Below are 23,781 nucleotides of genomic sequence, written 5' to 3'. Positions count from 1 at the left end.
CGGAAGAACCGCTACGTCAGTGGTTCTGGATTCCCGCCTGCGCGGGAATGACGAATATCAAATGCCCCCGATCTCCTCGATCCAGCCCGGCAACTCCGCCAGCCGCGACAATTGCCGGAAGCGCGGGTGGTCGGTCGGGGCCGTCGCCACCTCGTGCGCCCAGGCCAGCGGCTGCGGGATGTAGGCGCCCCATGCCCCCGCCTCCAGCGCGGGGAGCACGTCCGAGCGCATCGAATCGCCCGCCATCAGCGCGCGTTCGGGCGCGCAGCCATAGCGGTGGAAGACGCGAACGAACGTCTCGGCACGCTTGTCGCTGACGATCTCCACCCCGGTGAACAACTGCCCCAGACCTGACGCGGCAAGCTTCACTTCCTGATGGAGCAGATCGCCCTTGGTCACCAGCACCAGTCGCCCGATTGCGGCCAACCGCTCCAGCGTCTCGCCGATGCCGTCGAGTAACTCGACCGGATGCGCGAGCAGTTCGCGGCCGATCGCGAGAATGCGGCGCACGCTCGCCGCCGGCAGGTCGTCGCCTGCCAGTTCGAGCGCGGTTTCGACCATCGAGAGCGTGAAGCTCTTCGCGCCATAGCCATAATGCCGCAGGTTGCGGATCTCGATCGCCTGCATCCGTTCGCGCGCCGCAGCATCGTCGGCATAGGGCGCGACCAGCTCGGCGAACGCCTGCTCGGCAGCGGCGAAGAAGCGCATGTTGTGCCACAAAGTGTCGTCGGCATCGAGGCAGATGAGATCGATCGGCATGGCGCGCTTCTACCGGCGTCAGAGTTCGCGCACCAGCCGCACCCCGAGCGCAGGGCGCACGCGGTGGTGGCGGTGCTTCTCGACGCCCGCCGCGGCCTGCACGTTGATCTTGTCGGCCAGCCGCTGGTGCAGCTGCGGTGCGACGCGGACCAGCCGTTCCGCACCACCTGCGACGTTCAGTTCGACACCGGCCACCGTCTTGGCACTGACGTCGTAGAAGGTCGCATGGTTGAGCAACAGCGCGTTGCGCCCGTTTCGGCGCTTGAGGGCGATGTCGTCGAGGCCGACCATGTTCATCATGCTCCAGCGCGCGTCGAAGCGATGCCCGGCCATATAGAGCAACGCATTGCTGTACCGGCCGGTGTCACGGTCGTAGATGCCGAGATATTGCACGCCATGCGCGCTGCGCCCGTCCGCCGACGCGCCGAACGCCGCCTGCAAGCCGAGCTTGAGCGCCTCCAGCCGTGCGCCGTTGAAGGGCAGCTCGAACTCGATCGCCTTCCCGTCCGCGAACGCATATTCCAGTTCGGGTGCCCACTCCGCCTCGCGCGGACGGAACGGCGAAGTGGTCATCGCCAGCGCATTGACCTCCATTTCGCCCTTCTGCGCGCCGAGCGGGCGCATCATGTCGAAGATCATCGGTTCGGGGATCGCCGGATAGGTGGTCTGTGCCGCCGCTCCGGTGGCGGTGATGAGCATGGTGGCGAGCAGGGTCGTGGCGGTGGCGATACGCATGGAGGGCTCCGCGGGAAGAGAGAGCCGTGCTCCTATCCGGGTGGCGCGGCGCAAGCATGGATGGTCGGTGAGGATATGTTGCCGCTCCAGTGTGTTGCCGGCGCGAATGTTGCGAATGTTGAGACGATGGCGGGGTGTTTTCGTGGAGCCCGATCGGGCCGAAGGTCTGACGTCGCGCGGTGGGTGAGCGAGTTGGCATCGCCGGGATGTATCATGCGACTCCGGGTGTAGGACAGGCGCGCGGCCGGCGTCGTCGGGCGTGACAGGCGATCCGACCGCCTCCCGCGTCGTCGCCCCTGCGCAGGCAGGGGCCTATCGCTGTCGCGTCGTGCGGGGCGGCTGACACAGGGGCGACATGGATGTGTCGGCGGTATCGACGCACGAGACAGACATGGGCCCCTGCCTGCGCAGGGGCGACGGGGGGTGGTCGCGTCACGCCTTGATCTCGAAGTGGCCGCGATCGTGCCATGTCGCGATGGAATGCTGACGCCTCGGAAGCGTTGGGAACGAAAATGCGCAGGGCCTTGTGGATCACCTTCGGCGTAACAGCGCTGCTGCTGACGGGCGCTATCTATCAACACCGCGGCGAGCGGATCGATGCGGTGGAGCATCCCGCGCCCGGACAGTTGATCTCGGTCGGTGACCATCGACTGCACCTATGGTGCGCCGGCGAAGGAACACCGACCGTGCTGCTGCTGTCAGGCGACGGTACACCCTCGGTGACGATGTACGCCGCGCAGCGCCGGATCGCTGCCGATACGCGCGTGTGCAGCTACGACCGCGCCGGGCTGGGGTGGAGCGATCCCGCGCCGCATGCGATGGGGCTGCGCGAGCAGGTCGACGATCTCGAACGATTGCTGGCGCGCGGCGGTGTCGACGGGCCGCTCGTGCTGGTGCCGGAGTCGGGCGGCAACGTCATCGCCCTCGCCTTCTTCCGTCGCGCGCCGCAGCGGGTGGCCGGAATGGTGACGGTCGACGGATCGGAGCCGGCGCTGTGGTTCCGCGGCATGCCGGACAAGTTTGCGATGCTGCGGCTCACCGACCCGCTGTGGCAGGCCGGCTGGCGGCTCGGCATCGTGCGTTTGATCCTGCCATATGCGGTGCCTTCGTGGGTCGAGGATCTGCCGACCGATCTGCGCGGGCAGTTCGACGCGGTCTGGTCGCGCGCGATGCCGGGACAGGCGCGCGATCCGATCGACAGCTGGGAGCGAACGCCGACGGGCGATCGACCACAGGCGATCGCGGGCATGCTGGGCAGTCGGCCGCTGATCGTGATCCGCCATGGCCTGGCTGGCGGCATGGGGGTGCCGGAGAAGTACGAACGCGAATGGCCGGCGGCGCAGGCACGGCTCGCACAGCTGTCGCGGCGCGGCGAGATGGTGGTGGCGACGCACAACCATCATCCGATCGCCGAGGAGAATCCAGCCTTGGTGAGCGCGCAGGTGCGCAGAATGGTGGCGCGGGTACGGTTGAGGGAATGAGAACGGCCACCGCCGGGTGGGCGGTGGCCGTCTTTCCGTCGCTTGACCCGCCACGGGCAAAGCTCGTGTCGTCGGACGGCGCTGTGGCGCCGCCGGCCGGGCGAGGCTTTGGCGCGCGCGCAGCGTTGCTGCCCGCTGGCCGCCTCGCCTTACGCCGCCTTGGCGCGGCTCGCGCGCTTGCGCTCGTTCGGGTCGAGGTAGCGCTTGCGCAGGCGGATCGTCTTGGGGGTCACTTCCACCATCTCATCGTCGTCGATGTACGCGATCGCCTGTTCCAGCGTCATCTTCTTCGGCGGGGTCAGGCGGATCGCATCATCCTTGCCGCCCGAGGCGCGGAAGTTGGTCAGCTGCTTCGCCTTCATCGGATTGACCTCGAGGTCATCCGTCTTGGCGTTCTCGCCGATGATCATGCCCTCGTAGAGCGCCTCGCCGTGACCGACGAACAGGATGCCGCGATCCTCGAGCGGGCCGAGCGCATAACCCTGCGCCTCGCCCGCGCCGTTCGAGATCAGCACGCCGTTCTTGCGGCCCTCGATGTTGCCCTTGTGCGGGCCGTACTTTTCGAACAGCCGGTTCATGATGCCGGTGCCGCGCGTGTCCGACAGGAACTCGCCGTGATAGCCGATCATCCCGCGCGACGGCGCCGAGAAGGTAATGCGCGTCTTGCCGCCGGTCGACGGGCGCATGTCGGTCATCTCGGCCTTGCGGAGGTTCATCTTCTCGACGACCGTGCCCGAATGCTCTTCATCGACGTCGATGATGACGGTTTCGTACGGCTCGGTCTTCTTGCCGTCCTCATCCTCGCCGAACAGCACGCGCGGGCGGCTGATCCCCAGCTCGAAGCCTTCGCGGCGCATCGTCTCGATCAGCACGCCGAGCTGAAGCTCGCCGCGGCCGGCGACCTCGAAGCTGTCGCGGTCGGCGGCCTCGGTCACCTTGATCGCGACGTTGGTCTCGGCTTCGCGCATCAGGCGGTCGCGGATCATCCGGCTGGTCACCTTGCTGCCCTCACGCCCCGCCATCGGCGAATCGTTGACCGCGAAGCGCATCGACAGCGTCGGCGGATCGATCGGCTGCGCCTGGATCGGGGTCGACACGGTGGTGTCGCAGATCGTGTTGGCGACGGTCGCCACCGCCAGACCGGCCAGCGAGATGATGTCGCCGGCACGCGCCTCTTCGACCGGCACGCGCTCCAGCCCGCGGAAGCTCATCAGCTTCGACGCGCGGCCGGTCTCGATCACATTGCCCTGATTGTCGAGCGCGTGGATCGGCTGGTTGAGCTTGACGACGCCCGACTGGACGCGGCCGGTGAGGATACGGCCGAGGAAGTTGTCGCGGTCGAGCAGCGTAACGAGGAAGCTGAACGGTGCGTCCTGATCGAGCGACGGCGGCGGCACGTGATCGACGATCTTCTGGAACAGCGGGGTCAGCGTGCCCTCGCGACGGTCCATGTCCTCCGAGGCATAGCCGTTGCGGCCCGAGGCATAGAGCACCGGGAAGTCGAGCTGCTCGTCATTCGCCTCCAGCGCGACGAACAGGTCGAACACCTCGTCGAGCACCTCCTGGATGCGCGCGTCCGAACGGTCGACCTTGTTGACGACGACGATCGGGCGCAGGCCCAGCGCCAGCGCCTTGCCGGTGACGAACTTGGTCTGCGGCATCGCGCCCTCGGCGGCGTCGACCAGCAGGATCACGCCGTCGACCATCGAGAGAATGCGCTCCACCTCGCCGCCGAAATCGGCGTGGCCGGGCGTATCGACGATGTTGATGCGCGTGCCTTCCCACTCGATCGAGGTCGGCTTGGCGAGAATGGTGATCCCGCGCTCCTTTTCGAGGTCGTTCGAGTCCATCGCGCGTTCCTCGACGCGCTGGTTGTCGCGGAAGGTACCGGACTGGCGGAACAACTGATCGACGAGGGTGGTCTTGCCATGATCGACGTGCGCGATGATGGCGATATTGCGCAGGTTCATACGGGTTCCTGAGGGTGGCCCGCTTGTCCGCAGGCAGTTTCGCCGCGGCGCATAGCGGAAAGTTCCGTCGGATGCCAGTGCCTCGACAGCCGCCACTTGGCGTATTACATGAACAACACAGTTGAAAGCCGGGCGCGGACGAAGGACAAGGGCCGCGCAAGAGAAGGATGACGTGACGATGGCGACCGCTCCGAACGACGCGACCGAGCCGACGTTGGTGCTCACCCCGCCCGATCCGGTGCCCGAGGTCCGCGCCGAAAAGGCCGCCGGGTTGGTGCCGGTCGACGACACCAAGCGCAGTGAGCTGGAGCGGCGCGTCGACGCGTTTGTCGAGCAACTCGTCAACGAGGACGTCAACTCGCCCGAGTTCGGCAGGCGCGTCGATGCGATCACTGCGATGGGGCAGAAAGAGATCCGCGATGCGGCGGGGCAGTCGAACCGCTTCCTCGACCGTCCGGTGCGCGCGATGGATCAGGAGGCCGGGGTCGGCAAGGACCTCGCCGAGCTGCGCCGCGTCGTCGAGGACCTCGATCCGGGCAAGCGCGGCAAGCTGACCGCGCCGCAGAAGCTGTTCGGGGTGATCCCGTTCGGCAACAAGGTCCGCAATTATTTCGACGGCTACAAATCCTCGCAGACTCATATCGCCTCGATCCTGAAGAGCCTGGGCAGCGGCAAGGACGAGCTGCTGATGGACAATGCCGCGATCGATACCGAGCGCGCCAATCTGTGGTCGGCGATGGGGCGGCTGGAGCAGATGATCCATCTGTCGCGCACGATGGACGCGCGGCTGGAGGACAAGGCCAACGAGCTGGATCACACCGACCCCGCCAAGGCCAAGGCGATTCGCGAGAGCGCTTTGTTCTACGCACGGCAGCGGACACAGGACCTGCTGACGCAGATGGCGGTGACGGTGCAGGGTTATCTGGCGCTCGATCTGGTCAAGAAGAACAATGTCGAGCTGATCAAGGGCGTCGATCGCGCGAGCACCACGACGGTCGCGGCGCTGCGCACCGCGGTGACGGTGGCGCAGGCGTTGACCAACCAGAAGCTGGTGCTGGAGCAGATCACGCAGCTCAACACCACCACCGCCGGGCTGATCGATTCGACCGGCAACCTGCTGCGCCAGAATACCGCGCGGGTGCATGAGCAGGCGGCGGCGTCGACGATCCCGCTGGAGACGCTGCAGCGCGCGTTCCAGAACATCTACGACACGATGGACGCGATCGACACGTTCAAGCTGAAGGCGCTCGACACGATGAAGGTGACGGTCGACACGCTCGGCAACGAGGTCGAGAAGTCGCGCGGCTATATCGCGCGCGCCGAGGGGGCGACGCAGAAGCGCGTCGCGGGCGGGGCCGAGCAGTTCAAGCTGGAGTCGCTGTGACAGACGTCGACGACGCGATCGCCGAAGCGCAGGTCGCGCGCGAGCGGCGGCGCGGCGGTGCGGTGATCCCGCTCCAGCGCCGCCCGCGGCGCGGGCGTGGCGGGCGGCGCAAGCGCGCGGCCGCGGTGGTGATCGGCGCGGGCGTGATCCTGACGGTCGCGATGCTGATGGGGCTGGGCGCGTTCGGGATGGTCGCGGTGGCGGCGCTGATCGCAGCGCTGACCCTGCTGGTGCTGTTCGCCCCCGCCACGCCGGTGCCGACGCCCGAGCGGATCGTGAAATCGGAGGTCAAGGCGGTGCCCGCGCAGGCGGCGCGCTGGCTGGATGCGCGACGTTCTGCGCTGCCGGCACCCGCGCAGGGGGTGCTCGACCAGCTCGACGTGCGGCTCGATACGCTGGGCGTGCAGGTCGCGGCACTGGACGAGGACAGTCCGCTGGCGGCGGAGCTGCGACGGCTGGTCGGCGAGCAACTGCCGAGCTTCGTCGCGGACTATACGCGCGTGCCCCCCGCGATGCGCAACAGCCCCCGCAACGGCATGACCCCGGACCAGCAACTGGTCGAGGGATTGGGCGTGATCGAACGCGAGCTGGGCGAGATCAGCGAGCGGCTGGCGCAGGGCGATCTCGACGCGCTGGAAACGAAGCGCCGCTATCTGCAGGTCAAGTACGAAGAGGGCGCGGCGTCGGGGGAGTGACACCGCTCGATCCGTCCTTGCGAGCGTAGCGAAGCAATCCGGAACGTCTTGGTCCGGCGCTGGATTGCTTCGCGACGCGCGCAAGGACGGAGGAAGGACTCCAGCCCACGTCATCCCGGATCAGGTCCGGGACGACGCATAAGGGCAAGCGATCAATGAATGTCGATCGGCGCCAGCGGGACCGCGCCCCCTTGATCCTCGACCGGACGACTGTATGGAGAGCGTTCCGACGGGGCAGCACCAAGTGCCCCGCATCGGGCGCTTAGCTCAGCTGGTAGAGCGGCTCGTTTACACCGAGTAGGTCGGCGGTTCGAACCCGTCAGCGCCCACCATCCCCTCACACGAACGGCAGCCGCGCCTCGGCCAGCGTGGTGACATAGCGGTGCATCGCATCGCTCGCCTCATCGGTCAGCGCGACGAAGGCGCGACGCCCGTCCTCGGGATCGGGCGCGCGCGCGAGCAGGCGTGCAGCGGTGAGTTTGCCGATCCAGCGCAGCGCCGTGGTCGGGGCGACCGCGGCGGCGATGCACAGGCTCGACACCGACACGCGTGTTCCCTCAAGCTGCGCGGCGAACAGATCCAGCAGCATGTCCCATGCCGGGTCCTCGAACAGCCCGCCCTCGAAGAAGCGATCGCGCAGCCGGCGTGCGCGCAGCACGTCGCGCACCGTCGTCGAGCTGATGTCGCTGGTCGAGGATGCCGGCGCGAAGGCGCGATGGCGATCCTCGGCACGCGCGCCGCCGTCGCGCTCGGTGATGCGCGTCAGCATCTCGGCGATACGCGCCACCTCGGCGCTGAGCCGCGTCAGCTGGTCGCGCTCCTCATCGGCGGCACGTACCGATCCGGGCTCGCGTGCCGCAGCGACCGCCAGCGTCCCGAGCCACTCGTGCTGGTCAGGCGCGCAAAGCAGCTGCACCGAGTCGGCGGCATCGCCGAGCGCGGCCATCACCAGATCGATCTGTACGACGTTCATCGCCACGATGCAGCGCCACGCCTGCGCCTGCGCGAGCATCCCGACGACCGCGACGACATCGTGCGCGAGTTCGTCGGATGCTCCCTCCAGATCGAGCACCACTACCGGGACGGGATCGGGCGTCGCGACCAGCGCCGCCGGCGCCTCCTGCAACGCGACATGCGCGCGCAACGCGCCACCGATCAGGGCGATCGCCTCCAGCGCCGCGGCACCGCCGCGCGCGTCCATCGACGCCAGCACGAACGACGTCGTGCGGGCGCCGGCAAAGCCGAACGGGGTCGCCATGGCTCAGTCCAGCGCCTTGACGATATCCTCGACCATCTTCTTCGCGTCGGCCAGTAGCATCATCGTATTGTCCCTGTAGAAAACGTCGTTGTCGACGCCGGCATAGCCGACCCCGCCCATCGAACGTTTCACGAACAGGACCGTTTTGGCCTTTTCGACATCAAGCACCGGCATCCCGTAGATCGGCGAGGTCTTGTCGGTCTTCGCCGCCGGGTTGGTGACGTCGTTCGCGCCGATCACGAACGCGACGTCGGTCTGGGCGAACTCGGAGTTGATGTCCTCCAGCTCGAACACCTCATCGTAGGGGACGTTCGCCTCGGCCAGCAACACGTTCATATGCCCCGGCATCCGCCCCGCGACCGGGTGGATCGCATATTTCACACGCACGCCCTCGGCCTTCAATTTGTCGGCCATCTCGCGCAGCACGTGCTGCGCCTGGGCGACCGCCATGCCATAGCCGGGGACGATGATGACCTGCTCGGCCTGGCTCATCAGGAAGGCGGCGTCCTCGGCCGAGCCGCGCTTCCACGGTCGATCCGTTTTGGCGGCACTTGCGCCGCCGCCGCCCGCCTCGGCGCCGAACCCGCCCGCGATCACGCTCACGAAGCTGCGGTTCATCGCGCGGCACATGATGTACGAGAGAATCGCGCCCGACGAGCCGACCAACGCGCCGGTGATGATCATCGCGCTGTTGTGGAGCGTGAAGCCCATCGCGGCGGCGGCCCAGCCCGAATAGCTGTTGAGCATCGACACCACGACCGGCATGTCCGCGCCGCCGATCGGGACGATCAGCAGGAAGCCGATCGCGAACGACAGGATCGTGATGGTCCAGAACACCCACGGACTCTGGTCGAGCGTAAAATAGCCGACCAGCGCGACGATCGCGGCGAGCACGCCGAGGTTGATGACGTGCCGTCCCGGCAGCAGGATCGGCGCGCCGCCCATGTTGCCGTTGAGCTTGAGGAAGGCGATCACCGAACCCGAGAAGGTGATCGCGCCGATCGCGACGCCCAGCCCCATTTCGATGCGGCTGACCGGGTTGATGAGCGCGACCGCGCCGTCCGGCGTGAGCACCGGCAACGCGATCCCGAACGCGACCGGATTGAGGTAGGCGGCGGCGGCGACCAGCACCGCGGCGAGCCCGACGAGGCTGTGGAAGGCGGCGACGAGCTGCGGCATCGCGGTCATCGCGATCCGCCGCGCGGTGGTCAGCCCGATCGCCGCGCCGAGCGCGATCGCGGCGACGATCTCGAACACCGCGACAACGTCGATCGCCGAGAGCAGCGCGGCATAGTCATAGCCCTCCACCAGCACGGTGATCGTCGGGACATGCGTGACGAGCGTCGTCAGCACCGCAATGCCCATGCCGATCATGCCGAAGCGGTTGCCGCGCTGGCTGGTGGTCGGGCTCGACAGGCCGCGCAGCGCGAGGATGAAGCACACGCCCGCGACGAGGTACGCGAAGGCGACCCATGGATTGACGGCGTGTTGCACTAGGCTCTGCTCCCCCGACTTCGTCGCCCCTGCGCAGGCAGGGGCCTGTGTCCACTTGGGGGCTATGCTCCCCCGCACGTCGCCCCTGCGCAGGCAGGGGCCTATGGCTGTTTCGTCCTGTTTCGCGGCCTGACACAGGATCGTCCGGCATGTGTCAGGCGATATTCTTCCACTCTACAGTCATGGGCCGCTGCCTCCGCAGGGGCGACGGCCTTGAATGACGGTCACTTCGCCGCCGGCCGCTCCTTCTTCTTGTACATCGCCAGCATCCGCTGCGTGACCGCGAAGCCACCGAAGATGTTGATGCTCGCCAGCACCACTGCCAGCAGCCCCAGCCACTTGCCGCCGATGCTTCCCACCGCCGCGCTGGCGATCAGCGCGCCGACGATGATGACGCTGGAGATCGCGTTGGTCACCGCCATCAACGGCGTGTGCAGCGCGGGCGTCACCGACCAGACGACATAATAGCCGACGAAGCACGCCAGCACGAAGATCGACAGGATCGCGATGAAGTCCATGCTGGCCCCTTTCGTTCAGCGCGGCGCCGCGGCCGTCCGGTCGCGCAATGCCACCATCTCGGCGAAGATCCGGTCGCCTTCGGTGAAGATCTCGGTGCGGTCGCGCTTCGCCTCGGCCGCGACGAGCCGTGCCGCCTCGCGCTCGGCGCGGCGGCGTTGCGCCGCGGTTCGGCCGGTCGGCGCGGCGCGCGGCGCGGTGGTCGGCTGACAATCGTAGACGGTCTTGCGATCGTGCTTCTCGCGATCCGCCACCGCGCGCCTATAGACGCCGGCAAGCTTCGTCCCCTGTAACGACTGGACGAAGGCGGCGTCGCGCGCGGCGTTCTGCGCGCGATAGGCGGTGATGATTTCGGGCTCGCAATGCGGCACCACGAACATCTGATAGCGATCGACCATGTCGTAGAAAGCCTGGCGATCGGCCTTGTCCGGCGCGGCGGCCTGCGCCGTCGTCGCCAACAGCAGTCCGGCGAGCGCCCCCCAACCGCGCCTCACGACAGCAGCCGCGCGTTCACGACCTTCCCGTCCTTCGTCAGCCGGATCGCGTCGCCGATCTCGGCATCGAGCACCGGGCGCGCCTGTTCCTTGTCCCAGAAGGTCGAGAGAAAGTTGTAGAGGTTGCGCGAGAACAGCGCCGAGGCGTCGGCGGGCAGCCGGCCGGCGACGTTGCGGTGCCCGACGATCTTGACGCCGTGCCGCTCGACCACCTCGCCCGAGACCGCGCCCTCGACATTGCCGCCCTGCTCGACCGCGAGATCGACGACCACCGAGCCGGGGCGCATCGACGCGAGCTGCGCATCGCTGACCAGCCGCGGTGCGGCACGGCCGGGGATCAGCGCGGTGGTGATCACGATGTCCTGCTTCGCGATGTGCGCCGACACCAGCTCGGCCTGCGCCGCCTGATATTCGGGCGACATCTCGCCGGCATAGCCGCCCGAACCCTCGCCCTCGATCCCGGCGACGTTCTCGACGAAGATCGGCTTGGCCCCGAGCGACTGGATCTGCTCCTTCGTCGCCGAGCGGACGTCGGTGGCCGACACCTGCGCCCCCAGCCGCCGTGCGGTGGCGATCGCCTGCAACCCGGCGACGCCGACACCCATCACGAACACGCGCGCGGCGCTGACGGTGCCGGCCGCGGTCATCATCATCGGAAAGGCGCGGCCATATTCGGCGGCGGCGTCGAGCACCGCCTTGTACCCGGCGAGGTTCGATTGCGACGACAGGATATCCATCGACTGCGCGCGCGTGATGCGCGGCATGAACTCCATCGCCAGCGCCTCCAGCCCGGCGGCGGCATAGCCATCGACCCGCGCGCGCTCCCCGAACGGGTTGAGCCCCGCGACCACCCAGGCACCGGGCGCGACCCCGGCGAGCGACGCCGGCTCCGGCCCCTGCACGCCGAGCACGATGTCCGCGCCGGCCAGCGTCGCGGCGCGATCGCCGATCGTGGCGCCCGCAGCGGCATAATCGTCATCCGCGAACGACGCCGCGGTGCCCGCGCCTGCCTCGACCGCCAGCGTCGCGCCGAGCGCCGCAAATTTTTTTACCGTCTCCGGCGTGGCGGCGACACGGCGCTCGCCTGGCGCCTGCTCACGGACGATCGCGATCTTCATCGCGGATTACGAGATGAGCCAGATGACGAGAAACGCGAGCAGGAAACAGACGACGGCACCGTATTTTAGCAATCCGATCATGCTCGTATACGTTGCCTCATGCCTCTTCAGATCGGCAGGTTCGGCCATGATGATCCTCTTCCCCTTGAACGGTTCATGAGACCGTAGTTAAGCAATCAGCAACAGGCAATATGGTGTTGGCGCCATCACTGTCCGATTTAAGTCCCCCTTTACTCAAGGGCGTTACGGCAGCATCGGACGAAACATGGGGCCGGGCCAGACTATGACGCGCAACGGACAACGTCTGCTGATGCTGATCGACGCCGAAGCCGCGCAGCGGCGCGTCGTGGCAACGATCGCGGCGCGCGGCGGCTGGCGGACGATCATCGCGGAGGATGCGGCGGGCGCGCTGGCGACGCTGGCGACCGAGGACGGGATGCAGCTCGACGCGATCCTGCTCCACCACGCCGAGGTCGATGTCGAACCCGCGCCCGTGATCGCCGAATTGCGCGCCTATCGCCCGCAACTTCCGATCCTGTTGCTGACCGCCCACGCCTCGGTCGCCAGCGCGGTCGAGGCGATGCGTGCGGGCGCGACCGACTATCTCAGCAAGCCGCTCGCCCCCGAGCGGCTGCTCCACGCGCTGGAGGCTGCGGTCGGCGCGACCGCCGGCGGCGAGCTGCGCCCGCTGACCGAGAAAATCCCGGCGATGCTGGAGTTCGACGAGATCGTCGGCACGGCCCCGGAATTCCGCGCCGCGCTGTCGATCGCCGCGAAGGCGGCACGCGCGCGCGTCGCGGTGCTGATCGAGGGCGAGAGCGGCGTCGGCAAGGAAGTGGTCGCCGAGGCGATCCATGCCGCCTCCCCGCGCAACGCACTGGAACGCGTCACCGTCAATTGCGGCGCGGTGGCCGCCAACACGATCTCCAGCGAATTGTTCGGGCACGAGCCGGGCGCGTTCGCGGGCGCGTTCGAGCGTCGGCAGGGCCGCTTCGTCGCCGCGCATGGCGGCACGCTGTTCCTCGATGAGGTCGATTGCCTCCCGCTCGACGCGCAGGCGCTGCTGATGCGGGTGCTGCAGGACGGCGAGGTGCTGCCGCTCGGCGCGCGCCACACGCAGGCGGTCGACGTGCGCGTGATCGCCGCCACCAACAAGCGGCTCGCCGATGAAGTGGCGGCCGGGCGCTTTCGCGAAGACCTGTTCTTCCGGCTCAACGCCGTCACCGTCCCGATCCCGCCGCTGCGCGAACGTTCGGGCGACATCCCGGCCCTCGCGCGCCATCTGCTCGACCGGATCGCGCGTCAGCCGGGATTGCGCCAGCTCGGGATCAGCGACGACGCGCTGACGTTGCTGATGAACTACGACTGGCCCGGCAACGTCCGCCAGTTGCAGAACGCGCTCTTCCGTGCCGCGGTGCTGTGCGAGGGCGATACGCTGACCCGCGCCGACTTCCCGCAGATCGCGGCGCTCGGCAGCCGCCCCGCCCCGCGGCCGCGCGGCGAGATGCCGGGCGTCCAGCTCTTCGGCCCCGACGGACATCTGCGCCCGCTGGAGGATATCGAATCGGACATCATCCGGCTGGCGATCGCGCATTATCGCGGACGGATGACCGAGGTCGCCCGACGGCTGGGGATCGGGCGGTCGACGCTCTATCGCAAGCTCAACGAGCTGGGGATCGACACCGCCGCCTGAGCACGGGGCTCCGGCGCGCGTGGGTGCTAAGGCTTCGTGACGTCACCACAACACGCCCGTCTTGTCGGGGACCATCGGCTCCGGCGCTTCGTCACCGATCGACTGAAGCAGATCGATCTCGATCGTGCGGCACATCGCGCACAGCGGCAGATCGTGGACGGTGTTCGCGAACGGATCGACCAGATCGTCGCCGATCGCCAGCACCGCGAGGAACATGAGCCCCGCCACCGTCGAGCCGAGCGGCGTCGCGAAGCCGAGGGTCTCGACCAGTCCGATCGGGAGCAGGATGCAGAACAGGTGCGTGAAGATCGTCGGGAAGAACCGATATTGATTGGGGAGCGGCGTGTTCTTGAGCCGCTCCATCCCGCCCTGCGCATTGGCGATGTCGATCAGCACGCTTTCCATCGACGTCTGCTGGATGGTGTCGATCCAACCCTTCTCGCGCGCCTCGTTGATGCGGCGGCCGGTGCCGTCGACGATCCCGTTGGCGGTGTTGGTGCGCGACAGCGCGAAATCCGCCTCGCCCTTCGACAGGAAACGGAGCACCGCGTCGTCGACCTTCTGCTTGCGCAACTGGCAGCGCAACGCGTTCACATAGGCGATCTGGCGCAGCACGATCGTGCGCTTCATGTCCCGCGCTTCGGGATCGGGAAGGAAGTTGCGTGCAGCACGCGCGAGATTGCGGCTGGCATTGATCATCAGCCCCCACAGCGATCGTCCTTCCCACCAGCGTTGGTAGGCGGAGTTGCTGCGAAAACCGAGGAACAGCGCCAGTGCCGAGCCGAACAGCGTCAGCGGCAGTTCGGGCGCACGGAACGGCAGCAGGATATAGGTTCCGGTGACGATCACATCCCAGACGAACAGGATCGTGAGCGGCTTCCAGACCTCGCGAACGATCTGGGTGAGACGGGGTACGGCGGTAACGATCATGCCCGGCTAACGCACATCAAAACGATCCGTGCCAGTGTCATTTCATTGCCGTCACGACGTGGCCGACAAGGCACGGTCGCGCAAGCCGCGCCAGACGCGCAACGCCTGCACTGTCTCGGCAACGTCATGGACCCGCAGCAGCTGCACCCCCGCCTGCGCCCCCGCCAGCGCCAGCGCGACCGACCCGCCAAGCCGCGCCGCGACCGGCGCCTCGTTGTCGAGCGCGCCGATCAGCCGCTTGCGGCTGGCGCCGAGCATGATCGGGCAGCCGAGGCCGTGGAACAAGGCGAGGCCGTTGAGCAAGGCGAGATTGTCGGCGAGCGACTTGCCGAAGCCGATCCCGGGATCGACCATGATCCGCGCCCGGTCGACACCCGCCGCGACCACCGCATCGATGCGCGCTTCCAGCCAGTCGAACACCTCGGTCACCACGTCGCGATAGGCCGGGCGCCCATGGCCGCCCGCTTTCGGGTCGGGCGAGTGCATCAGGATGACCGGCGCCCCGCTGCGGGCGACGATCTCCAGCGCGCGTTCGTCCCACAGCAGCGCCGACACGTCGTTGACGATCGCCGCGCCCGCCGCGAGTGCCGCCTCGATCACCGCCGCCTTGCGGGTGTCGACCGAAACGAGCGCACCGGCCCGCGCCAGCCGCTCAACTACGGGCGCGACGCGGCGCGCCTCATCCTCTTCCCAGACCAGCGCCGCGCCGGGCCGCGTCGATTCGCCGCCGACGTCGATCACCGCCGCCCCCGCCGCGGCCATCGCCATCCCGGCCGACGTCGCCCCTGCGGGATCGTCGACGTGCGCGCCGCCGTCCGAGAAACTGTCGGGGGTGACGTTGAGGATCGCGGCGACCTGCGGCTGGTCGAAGCGAAGCGTGCGTTCGCCGAGCACCCACGGCGCGCGTGGCGCGGTGACGCGCGCGTGGAGCGTCGCGGCGCGGTCGCCGAGCTGTGCGATGTCGGCGACGGGGACGATGCGGCGGCCGGCGGGCTCGATCACTTCATAGGCGGCGAACCACTGCAACCCACCCGCCAGCCGCGCGACATGGCCATCGGGATAGGCGAAGGGGGCGTCGGTGAAATGGGTCGGGCGTAGGTGCATCGTCATAACTCCCCCCTCCCTTCGCGGGAGGGGATTGTCGGGTCGAAATGCCCCCCGGGCATTTCTGATCCATGCAGGGCATGGATTACCCGATAGTGGTGGGTGGCGTGCTCGCGGTATGGCGATCGTTCGCGCTTAGGGCGGCGTATTACCAGGCCTCCACCCACCCCAACCCCTCCCTTGAAAGGGAGGGGCTTGAATGCACCGCCGTCGCGCCTGCGGAGGCAGGGGCCCATGGCTGTGTCGTCGATCGGGTCGGGTGGACACACGACCGACGCTCATGTGTCACCGTCGCGCAACGACGACACAGACATCGGCCCCTGCCTGCGCAGGGGCGACGGGACTACGGCTGCGTCGCGAGCAGGTACGTCTGGCGCAGCGCGTCGATCGGCTTCAGCGCGCCCTCGGCCTCGTAATGCCAGAAGGTCCAGCCGTTGCACGCCGGTGCGCCCTGCACCGTCGAGCCGACCTTGTGGATCGAGCCGTTCGCACCGCAAGGCGACGACAGCGAGCCGTCGGCGCGGACCATCGCCTGCCAGCGGCGCTTGGTGTCGACCAGCATCGTGCCGGGCGCGAGATAGCCGTTCTCGACCAGCACGCCGAACGCCACCTTCGGCTGCGACTTGGGGCTCTGCATCGTCGCAAGCGCCGATTCGTCGAGCGGCAGCGCGGCGGCGATCCGCTCCTCAGCGGCAGCGATATAATCGCCCTCGCGCTCGATCCCCATCCAGCGGCGGCCGAGCCGCTTGGCGACCGCGCCGGTGGTGCCGGTGCCGAAGAACGGGTCGAGCACCACGTCGCCTGGCTTCGTACAGGCGAGCAGGATGCGGTACAGCAAAGCCTCGGGCTTCTGGGTCGGGTGGACCTTGACCCCGTCCTTCTTCAGCCGCTCGCCACCGCCGCAGATCGGAAATTCCCAGTCCGAGCGCATCTGAAGCTCATCGTTGAGCGTCTTCATGCTGCGATAGTTGAAGGTGTATCTGGCCTTCTCCCCCTTCGACGCCCAGATCAGCGTCTCGTGCGCGTTGGTGAAGCGCGTGCCGCGGAAGTTCGGCATCGGATTGGCCTTGCGCCACACGATGTCGTTGAGGATCCAGTAGCCGAGATCCTGCACCGTCGCGCCGACGCGGAAGATGTTGTGATAGCTGCCGATCACCCAGATCGTACCGTCATCCTTCAGGATGCGGTGCGCCTCCGCCAGCCACGCGCGGGTGAAGGCGTCATATTGCGCGAACGTGTCGAACTTGTCCCAGTCATCGGTGACAGCGTCGACATGGCTACCATCGGGGCGGAACAGCTCGCCGCCGAGTTGGAGGTTGTACGGCGGATCGGCGAAGATCATGTCGACCGACTTCGCGGGCAGCGCCTTCATCTGCGCGATGCAATCGCCACGCAGGATCTGGTCGAGCGGCAACACTGCCGGCGTTTCCGCCAGCGTCGCGCGACGCCCGCACACGACCTTTTCCATGACCCCCATCGAATTCCTGCTCCCCGTCTACGAGCCCCAAAAGGGCGGGAAAGCGCGAGTCCGTCAAGAGTCGTGCGGCGAAGCGAGTCCGCGTTCCGTTCGTTGTCATGGCGGAACAAGACGAGTCCGTTTCTACATATTGAGTCTTGGACGACTCCAAAGACTCAAGCGGTGGTGGTGTGGCCGAAACGACTCAAAACGGCAAAATGCACTGCGCGACCGGCGCGAAGCTGCGGCGGTGGAGTGGCGACGGTCCGTGTTCGCGCAGCGCGGCGAGATGCTGCGCGCTGCCATAGCCCTTGTTGGCGTGCCATCCGTAATGCGGATGTGATTCGGCGGCGGCGATCATGATCTGGTCGCGAGTGTGCTTGGCGACGATCGACGCGGCGGCGATCGAGCGGCTGTGTGCATCACCCGAGACGATCGCGGTCGCGGCATAACTCCAGCGCGGCAGGCGGTTGCCGTCGACCAGCACATGGCCGGGCGCGCAGCCCAAAACTTCGACCAGCCGGTCGACCGCGAGCGTCATCGCCTTCATCGTCGCCCAATAGATGTTGAGCGTATCGATCTCGGCGGACTCGACGATCCCGACACCCAGCGCCGCGCAATCGCTGAGCCGCGCATACAGCCGCGCGCGCTCGGCGGCGGAGAGCTTCTTCGAATCGTCGATCCCGCGCGGCACGCCTCTGGCGGGCAGCACCAGCGCACAGGCGACCACCGGCCCGGCGAGCGGCCCGCGTCCGGCCTCGTCGACCCCCGCGACCGGCGGCAGGCAGGCGCGTTCGTGCTTCAGGCCGGGCATCCGCGCTCCCACAGGTCGAACGGCGCGTCGCCGAGCGCATGGCCCATCGGCCCGTGCCCTGCCCCCAGCCCCGGCGCGGCCACCAGCGCGGCGCGGACGTAGCGGATCGCGCGCGCGATCGCGGGTTCGAGCGTCCGCCCCGCCGCCAGCCCGGTCGCGATCGCGCTGGCCAGCGTGCAGCCGGTGCCGTGGCTGTGGCGCGTGTCGATGCGCGGGTTGGCCCATTCGGCGATCACCCCTTCGGCGCCGATCAACCGGTCGATGACCGTCGCGCCTTCGGCATGGCCGCCCTTGACCAGCACCGGCGCGCCGATCGTCGCGGCATAGTCGCGCGCAGCGGGCTCGATATCGACGCCATCGAGGTGATCGCGGGCGACCAGCGCCGCGAGTTCGGGCAGGTTCGGCGTGACGAGCGTGCTCATCCGCGCGAGCCGTGCGAAGCCGGCGATGGTCGCCGGGTCGGCGAGTTGCGCGCCGCTGGTCGCGACCATTACGGGATCGAGCACGATCGGCGCGGCGTACAGGCCGCTCGCGAGTTCGTCGGCCACGGCGGCGGCGATCTCGGCGCGACCGAGCATCCCGATCTTGACCGCATCGACGCCGATGTCCTCGACCACGCAGGTCATCTGTCGGCGCACCATTTCCGGCGACAGCGCCGCCACCGCCTCGACGCCCAGCGTGTTCTGCGCGGTGATCGCGGTGATCGCGGTCATCGCATGGCCGCCAAGCATCGTCACGGTCTTGAGATCGGCCTGGATCCCCGCGCCGCCGCCGGAATCGGAGCCCGCGACGATCAGGACGCGCGCGATCGTCATGCGCGGTGATGCCGCTGGACCGCGGCGGGATATTTCTTCAGCGTCTTGCCGACCCGCGCCGGGCGGTCGAGCAATTCGCCGCCGCAATTCGGGCAGGTCTCATCCAGCGCATCGGCGCATTCGGCGCAGAAGGTGCATTCCATCGAGCAAATGAACGCGCCGCCTTCGTCGGCGGGCAGGTCAACGCCGCAGCGTTCGCAATCGGGTCGCATCTCGAGCATGGCGGGCGTTTAGCGTGCCTGCTAGCGGCCGTCACCCCGGCCGCACAATCCCGACCTGTCGTCGCCCCGGACTTGATCCGGGGCCCCGCTTCTTGACCAGAGAAGAAAGAAGCGGGATCCCGGATCAAGTCCGGAATGACGGAGAAGGATCAATCCACGAACGCCCGCTCGATGACGAACTGCCCCGGATTGGCGTTCGAGCCCTCGACGAATCCCTTGTGCTCCAGCACCGACGCGATCTCGCGGATCATCGCGGTCGAGCCGCACAGCATCACACGGTCGCTCTCCGGATCGAAGCGCGCGTCGCCGTTCAGCCCCTCGAACAAGCGCCCGCTCTCGATCAGCGCGGGGATGCGGCCGGTGGTGTGGAAGTCCTCGCGCGTGACCGCGGGGACGTAATGGAAGCGCGTCGCCGCCTCATCGGCGACCAAAGGATCGTCGGCCAGCCGCGCGGCGAGCTCGTCGTGGAAGGCCAGATCGTTGACGCGGCGCACGCCGTGGACGACCACGACCTGATCGAAGCGCTCGTACACGTCCGGATCGCGCGCGACGCTGAGGAACGGCGCAAGGCCGGTGCCGGTCGATAGCAGGAACAGCCGCTTGCCGCCGAGCAATGCGTCGAGCACCAGCGTGCCGGTCGGCTTCTTGCCCAGATAGACCTGATCGCCCGGCTCCACCGCCTGCAACCGCTCGGTCAGCGGGCCGCCCGGCACCTTGATCGACAGGAATTCCAGTTCCTCGGCCCATGCCGGGCTGGCGATCGAATAGGCGCGCATCACCGGCTTGGCAGGCTTGTCCTCGGTCCCGCCCTCGCCGGGCAGGCCGATCATCACGAACTCGCCGGAGCGGAAACGGAATGACGCGGGCCGCTCGACCGCGAAGCTGAACAGATGCTCGTTCCAGTGTCGCACCCATTTCACCGCCACGCTGTTGAAGGCGGTCGATTCAGGGATAAGCACTGGCGCACGCAGGTCGGTCATCGGCGATCCGGTCTGATATGAGGATTTCTTGCGAATGGCGCGCATTATGGTGCGGCGCGGGAAGGGTCAACCATAGCTGGGCTTGGGCGCGGGCAAGGTGGCGCGCACGGGGCGCGTCAATCGCGCTGCGCGAGCGGCGCCTGGACGAAGCGCAATGCCACCCACTCGGCGGCGGTCGCGAGTTCCTCGGCAACGCGTGGCGCGCCGCTGTCGGCGACCAATGTCGCGGCGATCCGGCGCACCGCCACGCCATCGCCGTCCAGCGCCGCGGCAAACATCGCCAGCAGCGTCGCCTCCGCTTCCGTCACATGCTCCGCGCCCGGCATCCCGAACCGCATCCAGCGCAGCGCGTGGGTGTCCAGCAGCGCCATCAGCTTCGTGAAGTCGGGCAGCGCCGCCATCACCCCGCGCCAGCCGAACCCCGGCGCCAGCGCCGCGCACGGGCAGCGCCCGGCGCGCGCTGCGGCGGTCCATTGCCGCATCGCACCCAAAAGAAAGTGGAAATGCTCGTCGAGGTTGGGCGGCAGTCGGTCGAGGAAGCGGTACATGGATCACCTCGATTTGCGATTGCCTCGCAGTAGCTGACGCAGAACACATCGTCAACGCGCCCTTTCGCCGCGCCGCGGCTGCGCCCATATTGCCGCGCATGGCGATCCAGATCCGCACCAACCTTGCCGAGCCCGAAACTGATGCGGCGTTCGTCCCGCACCGCCCTGCCCGCCCCGAAAAGGTCGAAGGCGGCAAGCCGTTCAAGCTGGTCAGCGAATATCAGCCGTCAGGCGACCAGCCGACCGCGATCCGCGAGCTGGTCGACACCGCGCGGGCGGGCGAGAAGGATCAGGTGCTGCTCGGCGTCACCGGCTCGGGCAAGACGTTCACGATGGCCAAGGTGATCGAGGAAATGCAGCGCCCGGCGCTGATCCTCGCGCCGAACAAGATCCTCGCCGCGCAATTGTACGGCGAGTTCAAGTCGTTCTTCCCCGACAACGCCGTCGAATATTTCGTCAGTTACTACGACTATTATCAGCCCGAAGCCTATGTCCCGCGCTCCGACACCTATATCGAGAAGGAGTCGAGCATCAACGAGGCGATCGACCGGATGCGCCACTCGGCGACGCGCTCGCTGCTCGAACGCGACGACGTGCTGATCGTCGCCTCGGTGTCGTGCCTGTACGGCATCGGCTCGGTCGAAACCTATTCGGCGATGATCTTCGACCTGAAAAAGGGACAGAGCGTCGACCAGCGTGAGATCGTCCGCAAGCTGGTCGCGCTGCAGTACAAGCGCAACGACGCGGCATTCCAGCGCGGCAACTTCCGCGTCAAGGGCGACAATCTCGAAATCTTCCCGTCGCACTATGAAGACAGTGCGTGGCGCGTGTCGTTCTTCGGCGACGAGATCGAGGAGATCGTCGAGTTCGATCCGCTGACCGGCAAGAAGTCGGCGAGCCTGAACTCGATCCGCATCTACGCCAATTCGCACTATGTCACGCCCGGCCCGACGATGAAGCAGGCGACCGAGGCGATCAAGCACGAGCTGTCGGAACGGCTCAAGGAACTGGAGATCGAGGGCAAGCTGCTGGAGCGGCAGCGGCTGGAGCAGCGCACCAATTTCGACCTCGAGATGATCGCCGCGACTGGCAGCTGCAACGGCATCGAGAATTACAGCCGCTTCCTGACCGGCCGCCTGCCCGGCGAGCCGCCGCCGACGCTGTTCGAATATCTGCCCGAGAACGCGCTGCTGTTCGTCGACGAAAGCCACCAGACGATCGGCCAGATCAACGGCATGTCGCGCGGCGATCATCGCCGCAAAATCACGCTCGCCGAATATGGCTTTCGCCTGCCGTCGGCGATCGACAACCGACCGCTGCGCTTCAACGAATGGGACGCAATGCGCCCGCAGACCGTCTGCGTCTCGGCGACGCCGGGCACGTGGGAGATGGAGCAGGCCGGCGGCGTGTTCGCCGAACAGGTGATCCGCCCAACCGGGCTGATCGACCCCCCGGTCGAGATCAGGCCGGTCGAGGAACAGGTGCAGGACCTGATCGTCGAATGCGGCAAGACCACCGCGCTCGGCTACCGCACGCTCGTCACCACGCTGACCAAGCGCATGGCCGAGGATCTGACCGAGTATATGCACGAGGCGGGGATCAAGGTCCGCTACATGCACTCCGACGTCGAGACGCTGGAGCGCATCGAGCTGATCCGCGACCTGCGGCTGGGCGTGTACGACGTGCTGATCGGGATCAACCTGTTGCGCGAGGGGCTCGACATCCCCGAATGCGGGCTGGTCGCGATCCTCGACGCCGACAAGGAAGGCTTCCTGCGCTCCGAAACCTCGCTGATCCAGACGATCGGGCGCGCGGCGCGCAACGTCGACGGGCGCGTGATCCTCTATGCCGACCGGATCACCGGCAGCATGGAGCGCGCGATGAACGAAACCGCGCGCCGCCGCGAGAAGCAGGAGGCGTATAACGCCGAGCACGGCATCACCCCGACCACGGTGCGCAAGAACATCGGCGACATTATCGCGCATGTCGCGTCGAAGGATCAGGTGACCGTCGAGATCGACGAGGACCGGCCGCACATGGTCGGGCACAATCTGCGCGCCTATATCGAGGAACTGGAGAAGAAGATGCGCAAGGCCGCATCCGATCTCGAGTTCGAGGAAGCCGGGCGACTGCGCGACGAGATCCGCGCGCTGGAGCAGGAAGAGCTGGGGCTGCCGGTCGAGCAGCAGAAGCTGCCGATCATGGGGCGCAGCAACGAGGGCAAACCGGGCACCCGCAAGACGCGCTTCGGCAAGACGCAGCGGAAGTTCGGGAAACGGTAGGGGCTTCCGGCCTGCGTGCCCCGGCGAAGGCCGGGGCCCAGTTGGGAGACGTCGCCGCATTCGAGCGCGACAGCCGTCCCGCTTCTTCTGCAGACGTCCCCCAACTGGGCCCCGGCCTTCGCCGGGGTACGCCAGCGGTTAGGATGAGCGGCGATCACTCCCGGTTCAGCCACCCAGCCCTATATTCCCCACCATGTACGCGCAGCCTCCCAGTGAGCGGATCGGACCGGCCATCGCCGCGGCGGCGGTGAGCGCGGCGCTCGGCTGGGCGCTGTTCGTGGGGCTGGCCGGCGCGCCGCTCGCGCAACGCGTCGAGGAGGGGCTGGCGGTATTCCGCGTCGCGCCCCCGCCGTCACCACCCGCCAAGGTGATACCAAAACGCACGCACACGTCACGCCCCTCGGGCCGTGCCGCGCCGCCCAACATCCGCTCGCAGGCGACGCAGGTCGCCGCGCCGGTGCCGATCGTCGTCGTGCCGCTGCCGCCACCACCGATCCCGGTCGCGCTCAAGCCATTCGCGGGCGACGCGGCGACGCAGGGCGCGACGAGCAAGGTCGGCCCGGGCACCGGTGCGGGCGGGGTCGGCAACGGAACCGGTAGCGGCGGCTGGGGCGATGGTGATGGCGGGCCAGGCGACGAAACGCCGCCGGTCTGGAAGCGCGGCCGGCTGACCGATGCCGATTATCCGCGCGATATCGGCGACGCGGGCTTTCAGGGCACGGTGGCGGTCAAGTTCCTCGTGTGGAGCGACGGCCGGGTGCGCGACTGTCACGTCACGAGCAGCAGCGGCAATGCGACGCTCGACGCGACCACCTGCCGGCTGATCCAGCGCCGCTTCCGCTACGACCCGTCGCGCGACGCGGAAGGTCGCCCGGTGCCGGCGTGGATCGTCGAGAACCACGAATGGATCATCGTGCCGGAGCCTGCCGCCGGTCGGTGAGGACGTTATCCCGGACGTGATCCGCGATACCGCTTCTCGCTGGCTCCCGCCGATCGATCACACGATGCTGTTGTCATTGCGAGCGTAGCGAAGC

Annotated in this window: 23 protein-coding genes and 1 tRNA gene; 7 read left to right on the top strand and 17 right to left on the bottom strand. The window is 67.8% G+C overall.

What is annotated here, in order from left to right; all coding sequences use genetic code 11:
• Positions 1-57 precede the first annotated feature (57 nt).
• Both PGN12_09955 and PGN12_09950 read right to left on the bottom strand, forming a co-directional pair.
• Positions 58-759, bottom strand: coding sequence for an HAD family hydrolase (locus PGN12_09955; GenBank protein ID MEH3104215.1), 702 nt, complete (start codon positions 757-759; stop codon positions 58-60).
• 18 nt (positions 760-777) lie between these two features.
• Positions 778-1,494 (bottom strand): hypothetical protein, encoded by a 717-nt coding sequence (locus PGN12_09950; protein MEH3104214.1) that lies wholly within the window; start codon positions 1,492-1,494, stop codon positions 778-780.
• Positions 1,495-2,006: 512 nt separating this feature from the next.
• Here PGN12_09950 and PGN12_09945 point away from each other — a divergent pair.
• Positions 2,007-2,975, top strand: a complete 969-nt coding sequence (locus PGN12_09945) for an alpha/beta hydrolase (protein MEH3104213.1) — start codon at positions 2,007-2,009, stop codon at positions 2,973-2,975.
• 149 nt (positions 2,976-3,124) lie between these two features.
• Here the strand turns inward: PGN12_09945 and typA are convergent, their stop codons facing one another.
• Positions 3,125-4,945 (bottom strand): translational GTPase TypA, encoded by a 1,821-nt coding sequence (gene typA / locus PGN12_09940; protein MEH3104212.1) that lies wholly within the window; start codon positions 4,943-4,945, stop codon positions 3,125-3,127.
• A gap of 178 nt (positions 4,946-5,123) precedes the next feature.
• Between typA and PGN12_09935 the strand changes: the two genes are divergently transcribed.
• The 3 genes from PGN12_09935 to PGN12_09925 all read left to right on the top strand — a co-directional run bounded on the left by PGN12_09935 (position 5,124) and on the right by PGN12_09925 (position 7,356).
• A complete protein-coding gene (locus PGN12_09935) occupies positions 5,124-6,329 on the top strand; it encodes a toxic anion resistance protein (protein ID MEH3104211.1) in 1,206 nt (401 codons plus the stop codon).
• Positions 6,326-7,024 (top strand): hypothetical protein, encoded by a 699-nt coding sequence (locus tag PGN12_09930; protein ID MEH3104210.1) that lies wholly within the window; start codon positions 6,326-6,328, stop codon positions 7,022-7,024. The genes PGN12_09935 and PGN12_09930 overlap by 4 nt, the downstream gene beginning before the upstream one ends.
• 256 nt (positions 7,025-7,280) lie before the next feature.
• Positions 7,281-7,356, top strand: a tRNA-Val gene (locus PGN12_09925).
• Positions 7,357-7,361: 5 nt separating this feature from the next.
• Here the strand turns inward: PGN12_09925 and PGN12_09920 are convergent.
• From PGN12_09920 to PGN12_09895, 6 genes are all read right to left on the bottom strand, one after another.
• Positions 7,362-8,282 (bottom strand): winged helix DNA-binding protein, encoded by a 921-nt coding sequence (locus PGN12_09920; protein MEH3104209.1) that lies wholly within the window; start codon positions 8,280-8,282, stop codon positions 7,362-7,364.
• Between the two features lie 3 nt (positions 8,283-8,285).
• On the bottom strand, positions 8,286-9,776 hold the full coding sequence (locus PGN12_09915) for an NAD(P)(+) transhydrogenase (Re/Si-specific) subunit beta (protein ID MEH3104208.1): 1,491 nt from the start codon (positions 9,774-9,776) through the stop codon (positions 8,286-8,288).
• 224 nt (positions 9,777-10,000) lie between these two features.
• Positions 10,001-10,294: an NAD(P) transhydrogenase subunit alpha gene (locus PGN12_09910; GenBank protein MEH3104207.1), complete on the bottom strand. Its 294-nt coding sequence runs from the start codon at positions 10,292-10,294 to the stop codon at positions 10,001-10,003.
• 15 nt (positions 10,295-10,309) lie between these two features.
• A complete protein-coding gene (locus tag PGN12_09905) occupies positions 10,310-10,786 on the bottom strand; it encodes a hypothetical protein (protein MEH3104206.1) in 477 nt (158 codons plus the stop codon).
• Entirely contained in the window at positions 10,783-11,904 is a 1,122-nt protein-coding gene (locus tag PGN12_09900; protein ID MEH3104205.1) for an NAD(P) transhydrogenase subunit alpha, read from the bottom strand. The genes PGN12_09905 and PGN12_09900 overlap by 4 nt, the downstream gene beginning before the upstream one ends.
• A 6-nt stretch (positions 11,905-11,910) precedes the next feature.
• Positions 11,911-12,033, bottom strand: a complete 123-nt coding sequence (locus PGN12_09895) for an aa3-type cytochrome c oxidase subunit IV (protein MEH3104204.1) — start codon at positions 12,031-12,033, stop codon at positions 11,911-11,913.
• A gap of 154 nt (positions 12,034-12,187) precedes the next feature.
• Here PGN12_09895 and PGN12_09890 point away from each other — a divergent pair, with 154 nt between their 5' ends.
• On the top strand, positions 12,188-13,597 hold the full coding sequence (locus PGN12_09890; protein ID MEH3104203.1) for a sigma-54 dependent transcriptional regulator: 1,410 nt from the start codon (positions 12,188-12,190) through the stop codon (positions 13,595-13,597).
• Positions 13,598-13,639: 42 nt separating this feature from the next.
• Here the strand turns inward: PGN12_09890 and PGN12_09885 are convergent, their stop codons facing one another.
• The 8 genes from PGN12_09885 to PGN12_09850 all read right to left on the bottom strand — a co-directional run bounded on the left by PGN12_09885 (position 13,640) and on the right by PGN12_09850 (position 20,465).
• Positions 13,640-14,527, bottom strand: a complete 888-nt coding sequence (locus PGN12_09885) for a bestrophin family ion channel (protein ID MEH3104202.1) — start codon at positions 14,525-14,527, stop codon at positions 13,640-13,642.
• A 51-nt stretch (positions 14,528-14,578) separates the two neighbouring features.
• Positions 14,579-15,637, bottom strand: a complete 1,059-nt coding sequence (gene folP / locus PGN12_09880) for a dihydropteroate synthase (GenBank protein MEH3104201.1) — start codon at positions 15,635-15,637, stop codon at positions 14,579-14,581.
• A 337-nt stretch (positions 15,638-15,974) separates the two neighbouring features.
• Positions 15,975-17,099: a site-specific DNA-methyltransferase gene (locus tag PGN12_09875; protein MEH3104200.1), complete on the bottom strand. Its 1,125-nt coding sequence runs from the start codon at positions 17,097-17,099 to the stop codon at positions 15,975-15,977.
• A 193-nt stretch (positions 17,100-17,292) separates the two neighbouring features.
• The gene (locus tag PGN12_09870) at positions 17,293-17,901 is read right to left on the bottom strand and encodes a ribonuclease HII (GenBank protein ID MEH3104199.1); all 609 of its coding nucleotides are present in this window, start codon (positions 17,899-17,901) and stop codon (positions 17,293-17,295) included.
• The gene (gene thiD / locus PGN12_09865) at positions 17,889-18,716 is read right to left on the bottom strand and encodes a bifunctional hydroxymethylpyrimidine kinase/phosphomethylpyrimidine kinase (protein ID MEH3104198.1); all 828 of its coding nucleotides are present in this window, start codon (positions 18,714-18,716) and stop codon (positions 17,889-17,891) included. Before thiD ends, PGN12_09870 begins: the two co-directional genes overlap by 13 nt.
• Positions 18,713-18,937, bottom strand: coding sequence for a DUF1272 domain-containing protein (locus tag PGN12_09860; GenBank protein ID MEH3104197.1), 225 nt, complete (start codon positions 18,935-18,937; stop codon positions 18,713-18,715). Before PGN12_09860 ends, thiD begins: the two co-directional genes overlap by 4 nt.
• Before the next feature lie 149 nt (positions 18,938-19,086).
• Entirely contained in the window at positions 19,087-19,917 is an 831-nt protein-coding gene (locus PGN12_09855; protein ID MEH3104196.1) for a ferredoxin--NADP reductase, read from the bottom strand.
• 116 nt (positions 19,918-20,033) lie between these two features.
• Positions 20,034-20,465: a hypothetical protein gene (locus tag PGN12_09850; GenBank protein ID MEH3104195.1), complete on the bottom strand. Its 432-nt coding sequence runs from the start codon at positions 20,463-20,465 to the stop codon at positions 20,034-20,036.
• 98 nt (positions 20,466-20,563) lie between these two features.
• On the opposite strand from PGN12_09850, the gene uvrB reads away from it, so the two are divergent.
• Both uvrB and PGN12_09840 read left to right on the top strand, forming a co-directional pair.
• On the top strand, positions 20,564-22,747 hold the full coding sequence (gene uvrB / locus PGN12_09845) for an excinuclease ABC subunit UvrB (protein MEH3104194.1): 2,184 nt from the start codon (positions 20,564-20,566) through the stop codon (positions 22,745-22,747).
• 193 nt (positions 22,748-22,940) lie between these two features.
• A complete protein-coding gene (locus tag PGN12_09840; GenBank protein MEH3104193.1) occupies positions 22,941-23,687 on the top strand; it encodes a TonB family protein in 747 nt (248 codons plus the stop codon).
• Positions 23,688-23,781: the final 94 nt, after the last annotated feature.

The organism is Sphingomonas phyllosphaerae (assembly GCA_036946405.1).
In the GTDB taxonomy this organism is placed as follows: domain Bacteria; phylum Pseudomonadota; class Alphaproteobacteria; order Sphingomonadales; family Sphingomonadaceae; genus Sphingomonas; species Sphingomonas phyllosphaerae_D.
The sequence above is the reverse complement of the archived record's forward strand: the minus strand, read 5'-3'. Positions and strand labels throughout refer to the sequence as shown.

Excerpts from the sequence above, each read along its gene's own strand:
- PGN12_09870 (MEH3104199.1), bottom strand. The coding sequence starts at position 17,901 with ATGCCCGGCCTGAAGCACGAACGCGCCTGCCTGCCGCCGGTCGCGGGG.
- PGN12_09885 (MEH3104202.1), bottom strand. The coding sequence starts at position 14,527 with ATGATCGTTACCGCCGTACCCCGTCTCACCCAGATCGTTCGCGAGGTC.
- uvrB (MEH3104194.1), top strand. The coding sequence starts at position 20,564 with ATGGCGATCCAGATCCGCACCAACCTTGCCGAGCCCGAAACTGATGCG.
- PGN12_09875 (MEH3104200.1), bottom strand. The coding sequence starts at position 17,099 with ATGGAAAAGGTCGTGTGCGGGCGTCGCGCGACGCTGGCGGAAACGCCG.
- PGN12_09935 (MEH3104211.1), top strand. The coding sequence starts at position 5,124 with ATGGCGACCGCTCCGAACGACGCGACCGAGCCGACGTTGGTGCTCACC.
- folP (MEH3104201.1), bottom strand. The coding sequence starts at position 15,637 with ATGACGATGCACCTACGCCCGACCCATTTCACCGACGCCCCCTTCGCC.
- PGN12_09890 (MEH3104203.1), top strand. The coding sequence starts at position 12,188 with ATGACGCGCAACGGACAACGTCTGCTGATGCTGATCGACGCCGAAGCC.
- PGN12_09910 (MEH3104207.1), bottom strand. The coding sequence starts at position 10,294 with ATGGACTTCATCGCGATCCTGTCGATCTTCGTGCTGGCGTGCTTCGTC.
- PGN12_09945 (MEH3104213.1), top strand. The coding sequence starts at position 2,007 with ATGCGCAGGGCCTTGTGGATCACCTTCGGCGTAACAGCGCTGCTGCTG.
- typA (MEH3104212.1), bottom strand. The coding sequence starts at position 4,945 with ATGAACCTGCGCAATATCGCCATCATCGCGCACGTCGATCATGGCAAG.
- PGN12_09850 (MEH3104195.1), bottom strand. The coding sequence starts at position 20,465 with ATGTACCGCTTCCTCGACCGACTGCCGCCCAACCTCGACGAGCATTTC.
- PGN12_09895 (MEH3104204.1), bottom strand. The coding sequence starts at position 12,033 with ATGGCCGAACCTGCCGATCTGAAGAGGCATGAGGCAACGTATACGAGC.
- PGN12_09860 (MEH3104197.1), bottom strand. The coding sequence starts at position 18,937 with ATGCTCGAGATGCGACCCGATTGCGAACGCTGCGGCGTTGACCTGCCC.
- PGN12_09950 (MEH3104214.1), bottom strand. The coding sequence starts at position 1,494 with ATGCGTATCGCCACCGCCACGACCCTGCTCGCCACCATGCTCATCACC.
- thiD (MEH3104198.1), bottom strand. The coding sequence starts at position 18,716 with ATGACGATCGCGCGCGTCCTGATCGTCGCGGGCTCCGATTCCGGCGGC.
- PGN12_09840 (MEH3104193.1), top strand. The coding sequence starts at position 22,941 with ATGTACGCGCAGCCTCCCAGTGAGCGGATCGGACCGGCCATCGCCGCG.
- PGN12_09855 (MEH3104196.1), bottom strand. The coding sequence starts at position 19,917 with ATGACCGACCTGCGTGCGCCAGTGCTTATCCCTGAATCGACCGCCTTC.
- PGN12_09920 (MEH3104209.1), bottom strand. The coding sequence starts at position 8,282 with ATGGCGACCCCGTTCGGCTTTGCCGGCGCCCGCACGACGTCGTTCGTG.
- PGN12_09955 (MEH3104215.1), bottom strand. The coding sequence starts at position 759 with ATGCCGATCGATCTCATCTGCCTCGATGCCGACGACACTTTGTGGCAC.
- PGN12_09900 (MEH3104205.1), bottom strand. The coding sequence starts at position 11,904 with ATGAAGATCGCGATCGTCCGTGAGCAGGCGCCAGGCGAGCGCCGTGTC.